This window comes from Segatella bryantii (assembly GCF_022024215.1).
In the GTDB taxonomy this organism is placed as follows: domain Bacteria; phylum Bacteroidota; class Bacteroidia; order Bacteroidales; family Bacteroidaceae; genus Prevotella; species Prevotella bryantii.
In genome coordinates, this window is sequence record NZ_CP091797.1 from 175,574 (window position 1) to 192,142 (window position 16,569).

The following is a 16,569-nucleotide window of genomic DNA, read 5'->3' on the forward strand; positions in this document are numbered from 1 at the left end:
TTCATATATTGTACATCTTTTGTAAGTGACAAAATCATGAACATATCTATAAAATATATCATGACAACTCCATCGATCGTTGTTGTAAGGTCGATAGCTTTATCAGCAGTTTCGATGCTTTTGGCCGGTTGTAGTGGTCTGCTTAATCAGAAACCACGCGATGTAATTACTAACGACGCCTCGTTGTGGAATAATGCCAATCTAGTAGAGAGTTATACCAATGGTTTCTATGAGAACTATATTGGTTATGGACAAAATAGCGAATTTGGCTGGTTCTACTTCAAGAGTTTGGGAGATGATCAAGCTAATCCAGATTTTGATAACTGGAGTTTTACCACCGTGCCAAGCACAAGTAATGAGTGGACTGATAAATTTACCCAAATTCGACGGGTAAATTATTTGCTCGACGGTTTGAAAACTTCGACATTGCCGCTGGCTCAGAAAAATCAATTTGAAGGTATCGGACGACTTAATCGTGCTTGGCTTTATTATCAGTTGGTGCGCGAATATGGTGATATTCAATGGGAAGATCGGGTAATCAATAATCCAGATGACCCTATTGTGTATGGTGAGCGTACTAGTCGTGACCAAGTGATGGACTATGTGCTGCAAGATCTCGATTTTGCCATTGCTCATATCCCTACAGCTACCAGTAAGTTTAGCTGGAGCAAGGAAATGGCGCTGGCTATGAAGAGTGATATCTGTCTGTTTGAAGGTACCTATTGCAAGTATCGTACTCAAGCGGATAATGGTGAAGCACCGAATGAGGATAGAGCTCAAAAATATCTGCAAGAATGTGTGTCCGCATCTGAAACTCTGATACATAGCGGTATGTATAGTCTGATGCCTATGTATGGTGAAGTCTATCATTCACTAGATTTGTCGAATGCAAGCGAAGTCATCTTTGCCCGCCATTATGAAAAAGATGCCATTGGACATTCGTTAGTAGATTATAATGTGGGGTCTACAACGCAACGAGGGCTCACCAAAGATGCTGTAGACGCCTTTCTCTTTACCGATGGTAAACCTTTGGCCACCACGTCATTGCCTACAGACGACCGTGCTCAGCTGAACCAACAGGGAAATTATTCGATACAACATTTACTTGCCCATAAAGACCAACGTCTATCAGCGATTATAGATTCTGTGATATGTTACAATGGGCATGGTTGGATACGTCCAGAGCCTTCGCCTGATGGAAAACTGACTATGGAGATGACGTCGAGTACTGGATATACTATACGTAAATACGATACACCGGCTGTTCTTCTTTACTATCGTACCAATGTAAAAACCGGATATACCGATGCCCCCCTCTTCTGGTATGCCGTCATTCAACTTAATTTGGCGGAAGCTAAAGCAGAACTCGGTATAATTACTCAGGAAGATTTGGATGAAACCATTAATCCGTTGCAGCACCGAGTCGGTTTACCTGCGATGACACTGAATCCTAAGGCTGACCCTGCCAATAATCAAGGAGTAAGCCATTTAATCTGGGAGATACGCCGTGTTCGTCGTTGTGAACTGATGTTAGATAATTGGTATCGTTATTGGGATTTGGTACGCTGGCATCAACTCGACAAACTGGATAGTAATCGCTATCCTGCGATTAATAGAGGAGCAAATCTGACCGCAGCCGAACATAGTCAGGTGAAGGTAGATGCTGATGGATACATGATTGCAACATCTGCAACTCGAAGTTATCTGCCTAAATATTATTTTTATCCGATACCTACCAATGATATCAATTTAAATGGAACTATTAAGCAGAATATAGGATGGGAATAAAAAAAATATCACTGTTATTTATGCTCTTGGTGAGTTTTGCTCCACTTTCAGCTTCTGATATAGATGTCGTAATTTCGCTCAAGAGCGAAGGACAACCGTTGCACCATTATTTCTTGGAGCAAAAGGGTAATCAGTTAATACCCGAGAAGCCTTTGCCATTAGATATTACCATAGAGCAGAAAAAGGATGGGGCAGACGAATTATTAACTCTTTGTGTCAAGGCCAAGGCTGATGTCTATTATAATATAGGTGGTATGCTCAATACAGCCCTGTCATCTCAATCTGCAGAATTTTATCTGCCAGGTTTGTTTTATCATCAGAACATGAGATCGCCTGCCAAAGCTCCATCCTTTAAAACTAGCCGTAGCTGGAATTTCCGTGAAGACCGGCTCTCAACACCGCTTACATCGGTGTATGATGAAAAAATGAAACAGGGAGTCTCCGTGATGCGCATTTTAGATCAGGGAAAAGATTGTGTCGTGGGACAACTGTCGGGTGAAGTCATTCTGCCAGGTGAAACCTCAATAGGTTATTTGGGATTTGATGCAGAAGACCCTCAGGTATCACTTACTTTTGGTTATCCTTTCATGGAAACCCCAAAACGTTATGTCAGAAAACTCTCATTGGTTGAGGCTGTGATGACTTTTGCTCATTTAAAACGAGGTGAGCAGAAGCGTATTTCCTGGCGTATTCACACTGTACAGGCCAAGGATTTTAGTGATTTTGTCGCTTTAACATGGTGTCATAGTTTTGATAAGATGGCCCCACAACCACTAACTCCTCGCTATACTCCGGCAGAGATGAAGTCTGGACTTGCCCAATACTTCAAACAGTCGTATGTCGATTCGACCCCCCTGAAATACCATTCCGGTATATCTATACAGACAGCAACTTGTAATCGGGAAAGCAGAGTACAGTTGGGCTTCTGTGGTCGTGTCCTTTTGAATGCCTTCAATGCGTTGGAATATGGAGAACAGCAGCAAGACGAACAACTGGTGTCTATGGGCAAGAACATATTCGACAGTTGGCTGGCTCATGGTATAACCCAAAACGGCTGGCTTATCGACGATAAACCTATCATACGTGCTGGTGGGCAGCAGATACACACCATAAGGCAGCAGAGTGAAGGCATTTATGCACTTTTACACTATTTGTCCTATGAGAAAAAGCATCATCGTAAGCATCAAGAATGGGAATTGCGGGTACGAAAGATGCTCGATAATATGGTTGCTATGCAACTATCAGATGGTCATTTTGCTAGAAAATTTAAAGAAGATGGTACTGTGCATGATATATCGGGAGGCAGTACGTCTTCGGCCACCTCAACATTGGTAATGGGGTATGTTTATTTTGGCGACAAAAAATATCTAAAAGCAGCAGAGCGTACGGTAGATTATATCGAACAAAACATTATTAATAAGAGCGATTACTATTCATCTACACTCGATGCGAATTGTGAAGATAAGGAGGCTGCTATAGCTGCAGTTACAGCAACCTATTATATGGCAATGGTCAGTCCAAATAAAGCAAGAATGCATTATATAGACTTATGTCGTAAAGCGGCTTACTTTGCCTTATCCTGGTATTATACATGGGATGTACCATTTGCTCCTGAACAATTATTAGGAAAACTCAATTTCCACACGCGAGGATGGGGTAATGTATCAGTAGAAAATAATCATGTTGACGTGTTTGTGTTCGAATTGCCAAGCATATTGAAATGGTTGAGTATAGAGACAAACGAAAGAAGATTTGAACAAATGCGCCAAGTTATTTTTAATTCGTTAGACCAGTTACTTCCTACCCAAGACCGACTTTGCGGTATAGCCAAACCAGGCTATTATCCTGAAGTGGTACAACATACAACCTGGGACTATGGTAGTCATGGTAAAGGATTTTACCATCGTGTTTTTGCACCAGGATGGACTGTTGCATCGCTGTGGGAAATGTATAGTCCACAGCGTACAATAGATTACTTAAAAGGAAAATAAAGTTCTATTTGGAATGTTCTCTGAGATACTGATTGCGATAACGCTGAGGGCTAACCCCTAAATGCTTCTTGACATATTTGCCAAAGAAACTCAGATTATCGAATCTTAAAGAATAAGCGATTTCCTTGACCGATTTTGTAGAGAACTGCAGTTCGCTCTTAATACGGTCGAGGGTAATCTCAGTAATCACTTCCAGCGGCGCTTTACCCATATATCTTCTTACCAGAATGGCGAGATATTTAGGTGTGATATTGAGAAGCTTGGCATATTCAGCCACATTACGTTCGTGGTTGTTTTGATCATTAACCATCATATAGAACCGCTTGGCAAGTTCTTCACCATGTATACCTTTAATAGGAGTATCTTCTTCAGGAACTTCGCGATTCTGATATATCGTCATTACTACAGCGATAAAAGCCTCTAGCATCTTCTTAATAGCATAAGCTTTACGCCCATCGAATAATTTATTGCTTACCATGTCATATATGGTATCGAATAGGGTATAGATATATTGCTGCTGCTGCTTATTCAGACTGATTACAGGGTCCTCTAGCATTTTAGATTTCAACAAGTTCATTTGTGATGTATGCACGAGAAACTGATAAGCTAAAAAGTCTTTAAACGAAATGGTGTCTAAAGATGCAGAAGCAGACATATGAGTATCTTGTAAAGTAAGACGGCTTGATGCGAAAATAATATCACCAGCTTGATATTGGATTTCTTTCCCGCCCAAATTGCATTTAACCTTACCTTTTTTGCAAATGACAATAGTTGTATAGTTTAAGGGTGTTGGTCCTTTGTTGACGACAGCCTTAATGCCCTTATACATTTTAAGGTCATTATGATTGAATTCAACTTTAGAGTCAGCAGTAAATTCAATCTCATATTTTATGGGTTTACGCATTTTATTTCTCATTCTAGTTATTTTATAGTAAATGCTTCAATTCATTATCTTTGGCTATCTACTTTGCAAAGTTATACCTTTTTTCGTTTGGATAGATATTCCATATGATATAAAGAATGTTACATATAACAGAAAACCATGTTTCTCGTCCCAAAAGAATGTTTTTTAGGGTTTATATAATACAGAAGTTATAAAATATCTTTTTATATTTGCACTTAGATAGAAAGCGTTGTATGTCTTTCATGACAAATGAGAGTGATATATTGGCTTGAAAATTGTTAAGACCAACTCAAAAACATAATAAATACAAGTGGTCAGTTCTATGTCCTCTGACCCGACGAACAATTTAAATGTGGAAATGTAATATATTTGTCGACCAGTGTAGATGTGATATCTCTGCTGGTTTTTTTGTAACTTTTCATGCAATTTTTGTATCTTTGCATGCGTGAATCATTAAAAGTAACCTTTTATAAATTAACAATGGGTGGTATTTTCGGAACAATTGCAGTCAAAAGCTGTGTAGATGATGTATTCTACGGCACAGACTACAATTCGCATTTGGGTACTAAGCGCGCTGGTATGGTCACATTTGACCGTGAGAAAGGCTTTACCCGCTCTATTCATAGTTTGGAACGTAATTATTTTCGTTCAAGATTTGAAGATGAACTAGAATCTTTTGTTGGAAACCAGGGTATGGGTGTTATCAGTGATACTGATCCTCAGCCTATCATCATTAACTCTCATTTGGGACGTTATGCAGTGGCCACAGTTGCTCACATTACAAATCTGCGGGAAATCGCAGATGAATTGTTGCAGAAGCGTATGCATTTGAGTGAGATGTCGGCGAACACCATTAACCAGACGGAGATGGTAGCTTTGCTCATTAACATGGGTAATACTTTCGTTGAAGGTATCAATAATGTATTTAAGAAGATTGAGGGGTCTTGCTCAATGGTTATCATCACTGAAGATGGTATGATAGCTGCTCGTGATTTCTTAGGTCGTACACCTTTGGTTATTGGCCAGAAGGATGGCGCTTATGCAGTATCGAGCGAGACGACGAGTTTTCCAAATCTGGATTATAAGACTGTTCGTGATGTTGGTCCTGGTGAAATTGTTCGTCTTCGTGCCGATGGTATGGAGGTATTGCAAGGTCCAAGAGAGCGTCAGCAGATCTGTTCTTTCCTTTGGGTGTATTATGGCTTCCCTACCAGTACCTACGAAGGTATTAATACAGAAGATGTGCGAGAGAAAAATGGTATTATGATGGGTAAGGAAGATGATACCCCTGCCGATCTTGTTTGCGGAATTCCTGATTCTGGTGTAGGCTGTGCTTTAGGCTATGCAGAAGGTAAAGGTATACCTTATAAGAGAGCGGTTCTAAAATATACCCCAACATGGCCTCGTAGCTTTACTCCAGGTAACCAGTCTCGTCGTAATCTTGTTGCTAAGATGAAGTTGATACCTAATAAGGCTATTCTTAATGGTAAACGTGTAGTGTTCTGTGATGATTCTATCGTTCGTGGTACACAGCTTCGTGATAATGTACGTACATTCTTCGAGTGTGGTGCTAAAGAAGTGCATGCACGAATTTCATGTCCGCCATTAGTATATGGTTGTCCGTTTATCGGCTTTACCTCTTCTAAGAGTGATCTTGAACTTATTACTCGTCGTATCATTAAGGACTTTGAGGGTGATGACAAGAAAAATCTTGAGAAGTATGCTACAACGGGTACTCCAGAATATAATCGTATGGTTGAGGAAATCGGTAAGCGATTGGGACTTACAAGTCTGAAGTTTAGCAAGATTGAACATCTCATCGAAAGTATCGGTATGCCTAAATGCAAGGTTTGTACGCATTGCTTTGATGGTAGCAGTTACTGTCATGAGCACGATAATGACTAATGAAGTTCTTGCCACCCCCCTTGGGGGTGTAAGGTTATAATTTTTATAGAATGGTACCGGAGGTACATTCCTTTATACTGAGTTATAAAGTGAATGTATTTCCGGTTTTTTTATTCTTATGTATTTTATCCAAAAAGTATAAACAAGCGTATTTTATACAATTATTTATTTAACATTAATTTGTATTTTTAGGTTAAAAAATGCGACAAACTCGTAAAAATGTCGGTAAATGATACGTTTTGCAAAGTATTTGTTACATTTTGCAAACATGCTCATGTAACAAATAAATATATTTGCATCGAACCAAAGTTCTAATATCGCAAGAGAAATACACCGGCCACTATTTAGATCGCATCTGTCATGTTCCTTTTATTTAGCAGTGATGTATTTTCATATATTATGGAATAAAAATGTATTTATATTTAACTAATATGTTTAGTCTAATCATGAAAATGCAACAAGCAAAAATTACTCCTAAATCACTTTCTGGTTGAACCGCCAGAGTACAAACAACGTTTTCAAGCTTTTTCCCGACAAAAAGGCTAACCTATCATTCGTATGCCTTTTACTCTGATATTTGTAAGGGTAAAGGCTAGTCTTAATCTAAAAAACCAACAAAAAGTTTTATGGCGTATTTTAAAACTATGCTCAGGGCCATTATGGTGCTTATCTTGTTGTGCTGTAGTTCACTAGAGAGTTTGGCCCAAAGCCTCATTAAAGGTTTGGTGAAAGATCAGACCGGTGAACCTATTATCGGAGCTACTGTGCGTGTAGCAGGAACTAATACTGGTACGGTTTCCGATTTAGATGGTAACTTCTCAATAGAGGCTGCCCCTAATGCTAAACTGCAAGTTTCTTATGTAGGTTATGAGTCACAGACCGTTGCTATCGCAGGAAAGCGGTTTGTTACCATTGTGCTTAAAGATGATAGCAAGACGCTTAATGATGTAGTTGTTATCGGTTATGGTACCATGAAGAAATCAGATATCTCCGGTTCTGTGGCAACAGTCGATAAAGATGCTGTTATGAAGCGTATACCTACCAATATCGGACAGGCTCTGCAGGGAGCAGCTGCTGGTGTATTGGTTTCTCAGCAGGATGGTACGCCTGATGGTAATTCGGCTATCCGCATTCGTGGTGTAGGAACCATTAATGGTGTAGCAAGTCCACTCTATGTGGTAGATGGTGTTCAGGTGGGTTATGATGCTAACTTCCTTAATCCTCAGGATATCGAAAGTATCGAAGTGCTCAAAGATGCTTCGGCTACAGCAATCTATGGTTCTAATGGAGCCAATGGTGTTATTATGATTACCACCAAACACGGTAATAAAGGAGCTACACACGTAAACCTAACAGCCGATTTCGGTCTGCAGACCTTGCCTTATAAACTGAAGACAGGCAATGTGGATCAATACGCTGCTTCTATTCGTGAGGCACATGCTAACGATGGTACAAATATCTTCAACCAGATTTGGGATGCACAGTATGATGGTAAACGTACCAATATCGACTGGCAGAAAGAAATGACACGCCCAGCACTTCGCCAGCAGTACGGACTTTCTGTATCTGGTGGTGGTGATAAGTCACAGTATAGTGTGTCACTGGGTTACCTCGATGTTAACGGTTTGATAGTAAATTCCAGCTATAATCGTTTCAGCGCTCGTGCCAACATGAACAGTAAGATAACCAAATGGCTCGAAGTGGGCGCAGATCTTAACTATGTACACTCTGCAAGTTATGGTAGTAATGGAGCCTTGAACAACAATGGTAACATGTCTTCTCTTCGTGATTTAGCTTATATGGCACCTACCGAAGACTATCTCGTCAATAATGTCCTAGGTGGCGAATATGTGCATGTCAATTTAGTCAATCCTGACGGTACTTATGGTACTACTTATCAAGGCACGTCAGATGGATGGGAAGGTAATACAGCACTCTCTGGTAACCCATATGCATCGCAAATGGAAAATGGAGCACGTAATCGTAATGGTCACGACCGTGTACAGACTACAGCCTATTTAGATGTAACTTTCCTCAACACGAAGGAACATCATCTCAACTTAAAGACGCAGGCTACACATTTGTACACCTCTAATCACTCTAATGATATGACAGGTGGCCGTCATCGCTATAATTTTATCGGTGGTTCGCTTCAAGAGATTGTTCAGAAGCAAGACCAGATGCTTCAGCTTTCTTTCAGTGCAGATAATAGCTATAGCTTAGGCGACCAGACCTATCTCACGTATAATTTCAAAAATGCTAATCATGACCTTACAGCAATGGCAGGTTTCGAGGTGAACAAGACGTGGGGCCAATGGTTAAACTCAAGTGCCAAGAATTTTGCTACTGCTGATAATTTCGACATCTCACTTACCAATGATCCGACAACTAAGGATAATGGTGGTGCACGTAATCTCGAAAATCATACAATCTCTTACTTTGGTCGTCTCTCTTATGTCCTGATGGATCGTTATATCTTCACCGGTACTATTCGTCGTGATGGTAGTTCAAACTTCAGTAGTAGCAATCGCTGGGGTACCTTCCCTTCTTTGGCAGGTGCATGGCGTATCAGTCAGGAGCCATTCATGAAAAATGTGAAATGGGTGGACAACTTTAAATTACGTATTGGTTGGGGTCAGACCGGTAATGCTGGTAATATGGCGGGCAAGTCAATAGCAGCCCTAAGTGGAAACGCTGCTTATGCCTTCTATCCTGCTAATGGTTATTCTGGTGCCTTTGCTGGTAATCGTGACCGTAAGACAGGCTGGTTTGTTCCTCTTATCGATGAGAATCTGAAGTGGGAGACCAATGAAATGGCAAACTTTGGTATCGATTTCGATTTCTGCTCTAATTGGAGTGTTTCTCTTGATTATTTTATCAAGACTACTAAAGATTTGCTATTGGATCGCCAGATGCGTCCATCTGCAGGTTATACATCTGTTTACACCAACTATGGTACTATCAAGAACAAAGGTTTCGAGTTTGCCATTCGCTATCACAAACAGGTAAATAAAGATTTCGGTTTCAATGTAGCTCTTACTGGTTCTACCATCAAGAATAAGGTTGAGGAAATGGGTGAACCATTGTATAACACATGTTCTGCTAATGGGGCAGGAACCCTCGACGGTTCTAACGTACAGGCCGTTTCTGATGGTGTACACTGGAATAACCACTCTATCTGTGCTAATGGTTACGCTGTAGGTTCATACTATGGTTATCGTACCGACGGAATCATAAAGGATGAAGCAGACTTGAAGGATTATTTGAGCAAGGTAAAATTGAGCGAAGGTACAGCACATGTAGGAGACTATAAGTGGAAAGATCTCAATGGCGACAAAACAATAGACAAGAGTGATATGGATATCATTGGCAATGGTTTCCCTTCTCTGAACTATGGTATCAATTTTGGTGCTAATTATAAGAACTGGGATTTCTCACTCTATATGTATGGTGTATTCGGACAGGATATCCTCTCTTATTCAGCCATGCGATTGAGCACAATGATTCCTTCAGACGACCAGACTGTTCCTAATCTGCTCACCGACAACTATCAGAATGCTTTCCGCAATGGTCAAGGTTCTCTTCCACGTCTTACTCTTGTAGATGGTAATTACAATATGCGTTGTAGTGACGCTTGGGTAAAGAATGGTGATTTCCTCCGTATCAGCAATATTCAGGTGGGCTATACCTTACCTTCACTTTGGGTTCATAACCTCGGTATTCAGAATGCTCGTGTATATTTTGGTATTCAGAATCTATGCATCCTTTCAGGTTACGCCAAGTATGGTGACCCTGAAGTAGGACAGGGTTCGGTACTCTATACCGGTCTTGATACTGGTCGTTACCCTATGCCTCGTACATTCATGGCAGGTGTAAACGTAACATTCTAATTTGCTCTCAACCATAATAAGATGAATCGTATGAAAAAAAGATATTTAATATATGGAACAGTTGTATGTAGTATGTTGGCTATGGGCTTGACATCGTGCAACAACGACAATTTTCTTGATACTACACTATACAATGCTATTCCAAAAGATTTCATGTATAGCTCAGATGCTAATGCAACAACAGGTCTTAATGGTATCTATGACCAGGTTTTCCCAAATGATGACTATGATGGTGACTGGGGCTTTAAGCCAAATTTGTTTACGGGTAGTCATCCTACCATAGATACGCAGGCTACGGGTTGGGATAAGGACTGGAATACGCAGAAATGGGGCGCTTCAAGCGAAGAATTGCTCAAGGGCTGGCGCCACGTATATGCTGGTATTGTTCGTGCCAATGATTATCTGGCTGGTCTGGAGGCCTCCACGGGACTCAGTGAGGGTGTCAAGAAAAGTCTTCATGGACAGGGATGTGCACTCCGAGGATTCTTTTACCATTGGTTGGCTACCACCTTCGGGCGTGTGCCAATGTTGAAGACTGGTGAGACTTATATGAATACACCAACCAAGGCCCGTGCAGCTACTTACAGTGAAATGTGGAATTTCATTATCGACGACTTTAAGACAGCTGTTGATGAACTGGATTGGGCTCCGATGAATGGACAGTATGGCCGATGCACCAAAGGTATGGCTCTAACGTATCTGGCCGATGCCTACATGTGGAAAGCATATCGTCTTACCGATGGCGCCAATGGACAGGAGCAAAATGAGAATGAGGCTAAAAAGTGTCTGCAGGAAGCTGAAAAATGTCTGAAGCAGGTACTAGACAGTAAAGTCTATGAACTGAGCCGTTCTTTCACAACAAACTGGGACCCTGCTGGTGCCTGGAATAAGGAGACGATATGGTGCGAACAGCTCGATGAAGGTACCAACTGGGGTGGATGGAATGATATGACCTCTAAGCTTATGTTGAAGTGGTATACAGCTTGCCCTGAGAATGGAGGATGGGGGTCACTCTACCTCTCTTGGGAGTGGTGGAGCAGTTACGAAAAGGGTGATAAGCGCCGTGAGGCTTCTGGCTATACGGGTGCTGTTCCACAGATTGATCCGAATAATCCTGCTTATGATCCTCAGTATGAGGGATGGTATGAACCAGCTGTTTACGGCAAGAATCCTTATTTGCAGGAAGTTCTCGGCCAGTCTAAGGGTGCTGATACCAAGACTGCTCAGTTCCACTTTACCAATGGCGAATGGGCACCATCCATCTGGAGTGCTAAATTGTGGCGTACAGCTACAGCTGATTATTTAAGTTGGAGTGATGGTCACTGGAGTCCTACACCTATTTACTGGAAGCGTCTGCCTAACGTGATGCTCGACTATGCAGAGTGCCGTTTCCGTCTTTATGGTGGTGATGATACTGAAGGGTGGAAGATGATCAACGAACTTCGTAATCGTGCTTTCGGTAAACTTGAGGATGGTCATGAGAAAGAACTTACCGACAAATTCCTGCCATACTATAACGACTATGCTCACTGGGTAAGAAATGCACGTGAAGCAGCTAAAGTTCCTATTCATGATCTTACAGAGTATCCGATTCCTTTCGGAAGTACTGTAGCTACAGTGCCTGATGCCAAGACAGTGTATACTGCTTTGAAAGCTAAGAAAGGTTTCGATTCTCCAGTATGGAAAGTCGCTGTTAATGAGGAACGTCGTAAAGAATTCAATTGTGAATGGTGTCTTCGTCCTGATATGCAAAGGAGCGGTTATATGGCCGATCATGTAGCGCATAATTATCCTGAGCGTGGTGAGGCAAGTGATATGGCTAACAGTCCATGGACTGTACGGCAATATAAGTATGATGACCGTAAGATGGATATGCCAATACCTGCTGATGAACTGACGAAGAACACGGAGTGTGATCAGAATGAAGCTTATAGGGCAGATGAGAAGTGATAAACTAGTGCTAAATTTTTAGACGTTAAATGGGGAAAGGTGCTGAATGGTGATTCGGTATACTTTCCCCTTATTAATTAGTGCGCTCTTGGCAAGATACCGCGTTCGGGTTAAAGAATGTCAAAATAAGATGCTCTATTATATTTATTCTTACCTTTGAAAGGTTATATATAGCATTTTAAATATGAATGAGAATCTGAACGAAAGATATAGGATGAAAGATTTTAGAAAATTGCTTTTTCTGATCTTGATGTGTTTGTTGCCTTTTGCTATAAATGCGCAGAGTTATCAAGATGGTTGGAAAGAAGTAGATGAGGCCGCTCGTCGTGATTTGCCAAGAAATGAACTGAAAGCGCTCGACAAAATTATAAAGAAGGCTACTCGGCAGAAGAACTATGGTCAACTGATGTCGGCTGAGCTTGTCAAATTAAGTGTTCGTCGTACGTTAGAGCCTGATTCGGTGAAAGGTATTTATGCCAATTATCGAAAGACAGCAGATTTGCTCGACAAGAAGAATCCTGCTTTGGCGGCGATTTATTATGCTGTTGTCAGTGATAAGAAGAAAGCCTTGGCTCATTTGGATGTTTTGGCTGCTACACGCCATGAGAATTATGTGCCTTTAGTAAATATAGGAGTAAGCAGTAGTATTTTTAATCACGACTTACTTCATGTTATCGGTTTTTATTTCAATGCTTATGATGAAATGTCGGCTTATTACCAGCGTAAAGGCAATAAGCTTGGAGCTTTTATAGTGGAAGGTTTAGGGCTGATAAAAAAAGGTGATTACAGACAGGTAGATGCTTTGATTAAGGCGCATCCTGAGTTTGATGAATCTGTTTGGCTTGCCGGTAAGCGAGCTGAGAGAATATCAAAATCGATAGATCGTGGCCACTATGCCGATAGTATCGTGAGGTGTCATCCTCATAATCGTTATGTCAATATCTTGCGAAATCAAGTCAACGATTGTATGTATCCGAGGGCCAATATTTCTATCAGTAGAACCATATTATCACCTCTGGATAGTATCAAAATGGATATTACTACTCGAAATATTCACCAGTTGAAGTTTGAGGTTCGTCGTTTAATCAATGATACTACGGTGAACGAGAAAGTGGAGATGGAACAAACGATTAATATCAACGTCGACGACGTCTTCCAATCAATCAAACAAAATTATTCTCTTCCTTCTCTTCCAATCGGATGGTATGAAATCCGTGCTATAGGCGATGATTATCAAGCTTCTGTGGCTAAATGTCAGGTGAAAATCACGGCTCTTTACCTTTTGGCTACGAAGTTGCCTGGTAATAAGTATCGTATGGTAGTAGTTGATCGCAAAACGGGTAAACCGGTGTCTAAGGCTTCTATCCATACTTATATGAGTTCTACCCATAAACCAGGTACAGTTTATACGTGTGACGAGAAGGGAGAAGTGCTCATAGATGCACCTGCCAACTACAATACTCAGGTACGTTATGCACCTGTTTTGGGTCGAGATACCTATTGCCCTGCAGAGTTACTTTATCCTTCTTTCTATAGTAATGTCTCAGCTGAGAATCATAACGACGTCGATAATATACGATGCCACACCATGACCGATAGAGCTATTTATCGTCCTGGTCAGAAGGTGCATCTTGCTGCTACAGTCTATAGCGATGCGAGCAAGGGTAAGATGAAGACTCTCGAGAATATTCCTATAGGCGTTATCGTCAGCAATGCTGATGGTCAAGAGGTAGACACACTCATCGCCAATACTGATGCTTATGGAACGATAGCCGTGGAGTATCAATTGCCTAAAAATGCCAAAACAGGTCATTGGAGTCTGATGGTTACCAATGATGTTAAGAATTTCGCTGAAGATACGGAGTCTTTTGTATCTACACATCAAGGCGTATATATCCATAAGCATTTTTCTCAGAATATAGATTTCTCAGTAGAAGAGTATAAGCGACCAACCTTTACAGCTGAATGGATTAGTCCAAAGGAGGCGTATTGTCAAGGTGATACCATCACGCTGAAAGGTAAGGCTTCTACCTTTGCAGACAATGCCGTTCAAGGGGCCCGCGTGGTATACTCTGTTGGAAATAACAGTAAGGATACTACGATAACCGATAATAAGGGTATTTTTTCCGTAAGAGTTCCTATTCATTCTACAGCAACTTACGAGTGGGGTAGAAGAGTGACTGTAAGAGCCACGGTTACTGATGTAAGTGGGGAGAGTCACGAAGCACAAATATCACTGCCTGTACGTAAGAGTCCTGCGCGCTTGTCCGTTATGGTTAATGATGGAGGAGAAACTGTAACTCAAGATTCGCTTCGTATTATGATTACACGTAAAAACCTTTCTGACCAGCCGATAGCGGGTAGTGCTTTCTGGTATTTGGTACCTCAAGGTAAGACGACCAAGATAGAGGCGGCTGATGCTATACGCAAGGTCAAGGCTAATCAAACTTTTACGATTTCCACCCGAGCTCTGCAGATGCATACAGGTGATTATATACTTTATGCCATCTGTGAGGGCGACACTTCGCAGACTGATATTCGTGTGGTAAATTTAGCTGATAAGCATCTCTGTACTTCTTCTGATATCTGGCTTTACGCTGATCATGTAGGCTATAAGAGTACGAAAGATGCAATACGAGTACAGTATGGCAGCAGTAGAAAAAATGTAACTTTCTTCTACACTTTAGCTTCGAGCCGTCAGATACTCAAGAAGGAGCAACTTTCGTGTGATAGTTCGCTTCAGGTATTGACCATACCTTATGATAAGTCGATGGGCGATTTGGCTATCCTAACGTTGGCTATGGTGAAAGACGGCAAAGTATATCAGATGGAAAAACAACTAACAGGTCCAAGAGAGTCTGAGCCAAAATTGCAGGTTACTTGGAGTACTTTCCGCGATAAACTACAGCCGGGTGAGAAAGAAACTTGGAAAATGAATGTGCGTTATCCAAATGGAAAGCCAGCAGATGCCCAACTCACGGGTACAATGTTCGATCAAGCACTCGATTACTTGAAAGAGTATTATACAATGGATGTTCCAACCTTTACACCTTATATTACAAGCTCATGGTCTGGTCTTACTAACCATTATGATTCAGATCATCTGTTCCATTACTTCCCATATCATCCAGAGTCCGACCTTTCTTTTAGTGCATTTCGTAGAAATCTGATGCAGGGTAGAGTGGGACTCGATGATATTGCCTTGTTGAAGAGTGCTGATGAAGGAAAATATGATGCTGGTAAGGTCGGCTTGATAATGGGTGTTGTTACCGATATGGAGGGTAACCCTCTTATTGGTGTCACAGTGAAGAGCAAAGATAATACGAAATCAGCCATTACGGATGTAAATGGACAGTTCAAAATCGCCTCTCAGCATGCCCTTGAATTGGTATTCTCGTTTGTGGACTTCATGAGTGAAAAGATAGTAGCTCAGCCGGGGGCTTCCTTACGTGTAAGACTACGTGAGAGTGGTAACCGACAGAAAGATGCACCAGTTGTAGGTTATGGTGTGCGGAAGAAGAATTTCGCGGTAAACCGGGCTGTGTCTGCAGATGTGATGAATGCAGCAATGGCAGCAGATAATAGTATCATGATACGAGGATCAAAACTACAGGTAGAAAGTGCTGCTACCCCCGCATCTTCCAATCATGTGTCTGAGGAGATTTTACCTAGCGTTTCTCCTCGTACCAACTTTAGTGAATTGGCCTTTTGGCAGCCACAATTGGTTACAGATAAGAAGGGCAGAATCAATTTAACCTTTACTTTACCCGAGAGTATTACAGCTTGGCGATTTATCGGTTGGGCTCACGATAAGCACATGCGTACTGGTTGGGCCAACGCTATGGTCAAAGCTCAGAAAGCCTTTGTAATCCAGCCGAATATGCCGCGCTTTATGAGACGAGGTGATTCTGGTGAATTGGTATCGCGTATTGTGAATACCTCAGAGCAAAATCAGAAGGGAACTATCGTGATGCAACTCCTTGACCCTGCTACAGAAGAGGTAATTTATGAAGAAAAGAAACCTTTTGTGGTAAATGCTCAGCAAACTACTTCTGCTGTTTTCACCATCGATTTGCGTAAGAGTGATACCATAAAAGATGGTGTTATCTGCAAAATCGTGGCTGCTACTGCTGATGGCACA

6 protein-coding genes and 2 pseudogenes are annotated in these 16,569 nt (G+C 41.3%); 7 read left to right on the forward strand and 1 reads right to left on the reverse strand.

The features are described 5' to 3' along the window. Window positions 1-60 precede the first annotated feature (60 nt). Together L6471_RS00595 and L6471_RS00600 are read left to right on the forward strand one after the other, a co-directional pair. Window positions 61-1,788: a RagB/SusD family nutrient uptake outer membrane protein gene (locus L6471_RS00595; protein ID WP_237797172.1), complete on the forward strand. Its 1,728-nt coding sequence runs from the start codon at window positions 61-63 to the stop codon at window positions 1,786-1,788. Beyond that, complete coding sequence (locus L6471_RS00600; RefSeq protein ID WP_237797007.1) at window positions 1,779-3,779, forward strand: hypothetical protein; 2,001 nt, start codon at window positions 1,779-1,781, stop codon at window positions 3,777-3,779. Before L6471_RS00595 ends, L6471_RS00600 begins: the two co-directional genes overlap by 10 nt. A gap of 4 nt (window positions 3,780-3,783) precedes the next feature. Here the strand turns inward: L6471_RS00600 and L6471_RS00605 are convergent, their stop codons facing one another. Beyond that, the gene (locus tag L6471_RS00605; RefSeq protein WP_237797008.1) at window positions 3,784-4,695 is read right to left on the reverse strand and encodes a helix-turn-helix domain-containing protein; all 912 of its coding nucleotides are present in this window, start codon (window positions 4,693-4,695) and stop codon (window positions 3,784-3,786) included. A 468-nt stretch (window positions 4,696-5,163) separates the two neighbouring features. Between L6471_RS00605 and L6471_RS00610 the strand changes: the two genes are divergently transcribed. The 5 genes and pseudogenes from L6471_RS00610 to L6471_RS14190 all read left to right on the forward strand — a co-directional run. Next, window positions 5,164-6,588 carry an amidophosphoribosyltransferase gene (locus tag L6471_RS00610; protein ID WP_027453804.1) on the forward strand — a complete coding sequence of 475 codons (1,425 nt, stop codon included), beginning with the start codon at window positions 5,164-5,166 and terminating at the stop codon, window positions 6,586-6,588. A gap of 626 nt (window positions 6,589-7,214) precedes the next feature. Beyond that, window positions 7,215-10,478, forward strand: a complete 3,264-nt coding sequence (locus L6471_RS00615) for a SusC/RagA family TonB-linked outer membrane protein (RefSeq protein WP_237797009.1) — start codon at window positions 7,215-7,217, stop codon at window positions 10,476-10,478. A 30-nt stretch (window positions 10,479-10,508) separates the two neighbouring features. Further along, entirely contained in the window at window positions 10,509-12,428 is a 1,920-nt protein-coding gene (locus L6471_RS00620; protein ID WP_173652069.1) for a RagB/SusD family nutrient uptake outer membrane protein, read from the forward strand. 1,588 nt (window positions 12,429-14,016) lie between these two features. Beyond that, a pseudogene (locus L6471_RS14185) lies at window positions 14,017-15,825 on the forward strand (MG2 domain-containing protein); the annotation flags it as partial. Window positions 15,826-15,837: 12 nt separating this feature from the next. Then, a pseudogene (locus L6471_RS14190) lies at window positions 15,838-16,338 on the forward strand (alpha-2-macroglobulin family protein); the annotation flags it as partial. Window positions 16,339-16,569 lie beyond the last annotated feature (231 nt).

Bases quoted from the DNA above. Each gene is read 5' to 3' on its own strand.
- L6471_RS00595 (WP_237797172.1), top strand. From the start codon at position 61: ATGACAACTCCATCGATCGTTGTTGTAAGGTCGATAGCTTTATCAGCA.
- L6471_RS00600 (WP_237797007.1), top strand. From the start codon at position 1,779: ATGGGAATAAAAAAAATATCACTGTTATTTATGCTCTTGGTGAGTTTT.
- L6471_RS00605 (WP_237797008.1), bottom strand. From the start codon at position 4,695: ATGAGAAATAAAATGCGTAAACCCATAAAATATGAGATTGAATTTACT.
- L6471_RS00610 (WP_027453804.1), top strand. From the start codon at position 5,164: ATGGGTGGTATTTTCGGAACAATTGCAGTCAAAAGCTGTGTAGATGAT.
- L6471_RS00615 (WP_237797009.1), top strand. From the start codon at position 7,215: ATGGCGTATTTTAAAACTATGCTCAGGGCCATTATGGTGCTTATCTTG.
- L6471_RS00620 (WP_173652069.1), top strand. From the start codon at position 10,509: ATGAAAAAAAGATATTTAATATATGGAACAGTTGTATGTAGTATGTTG.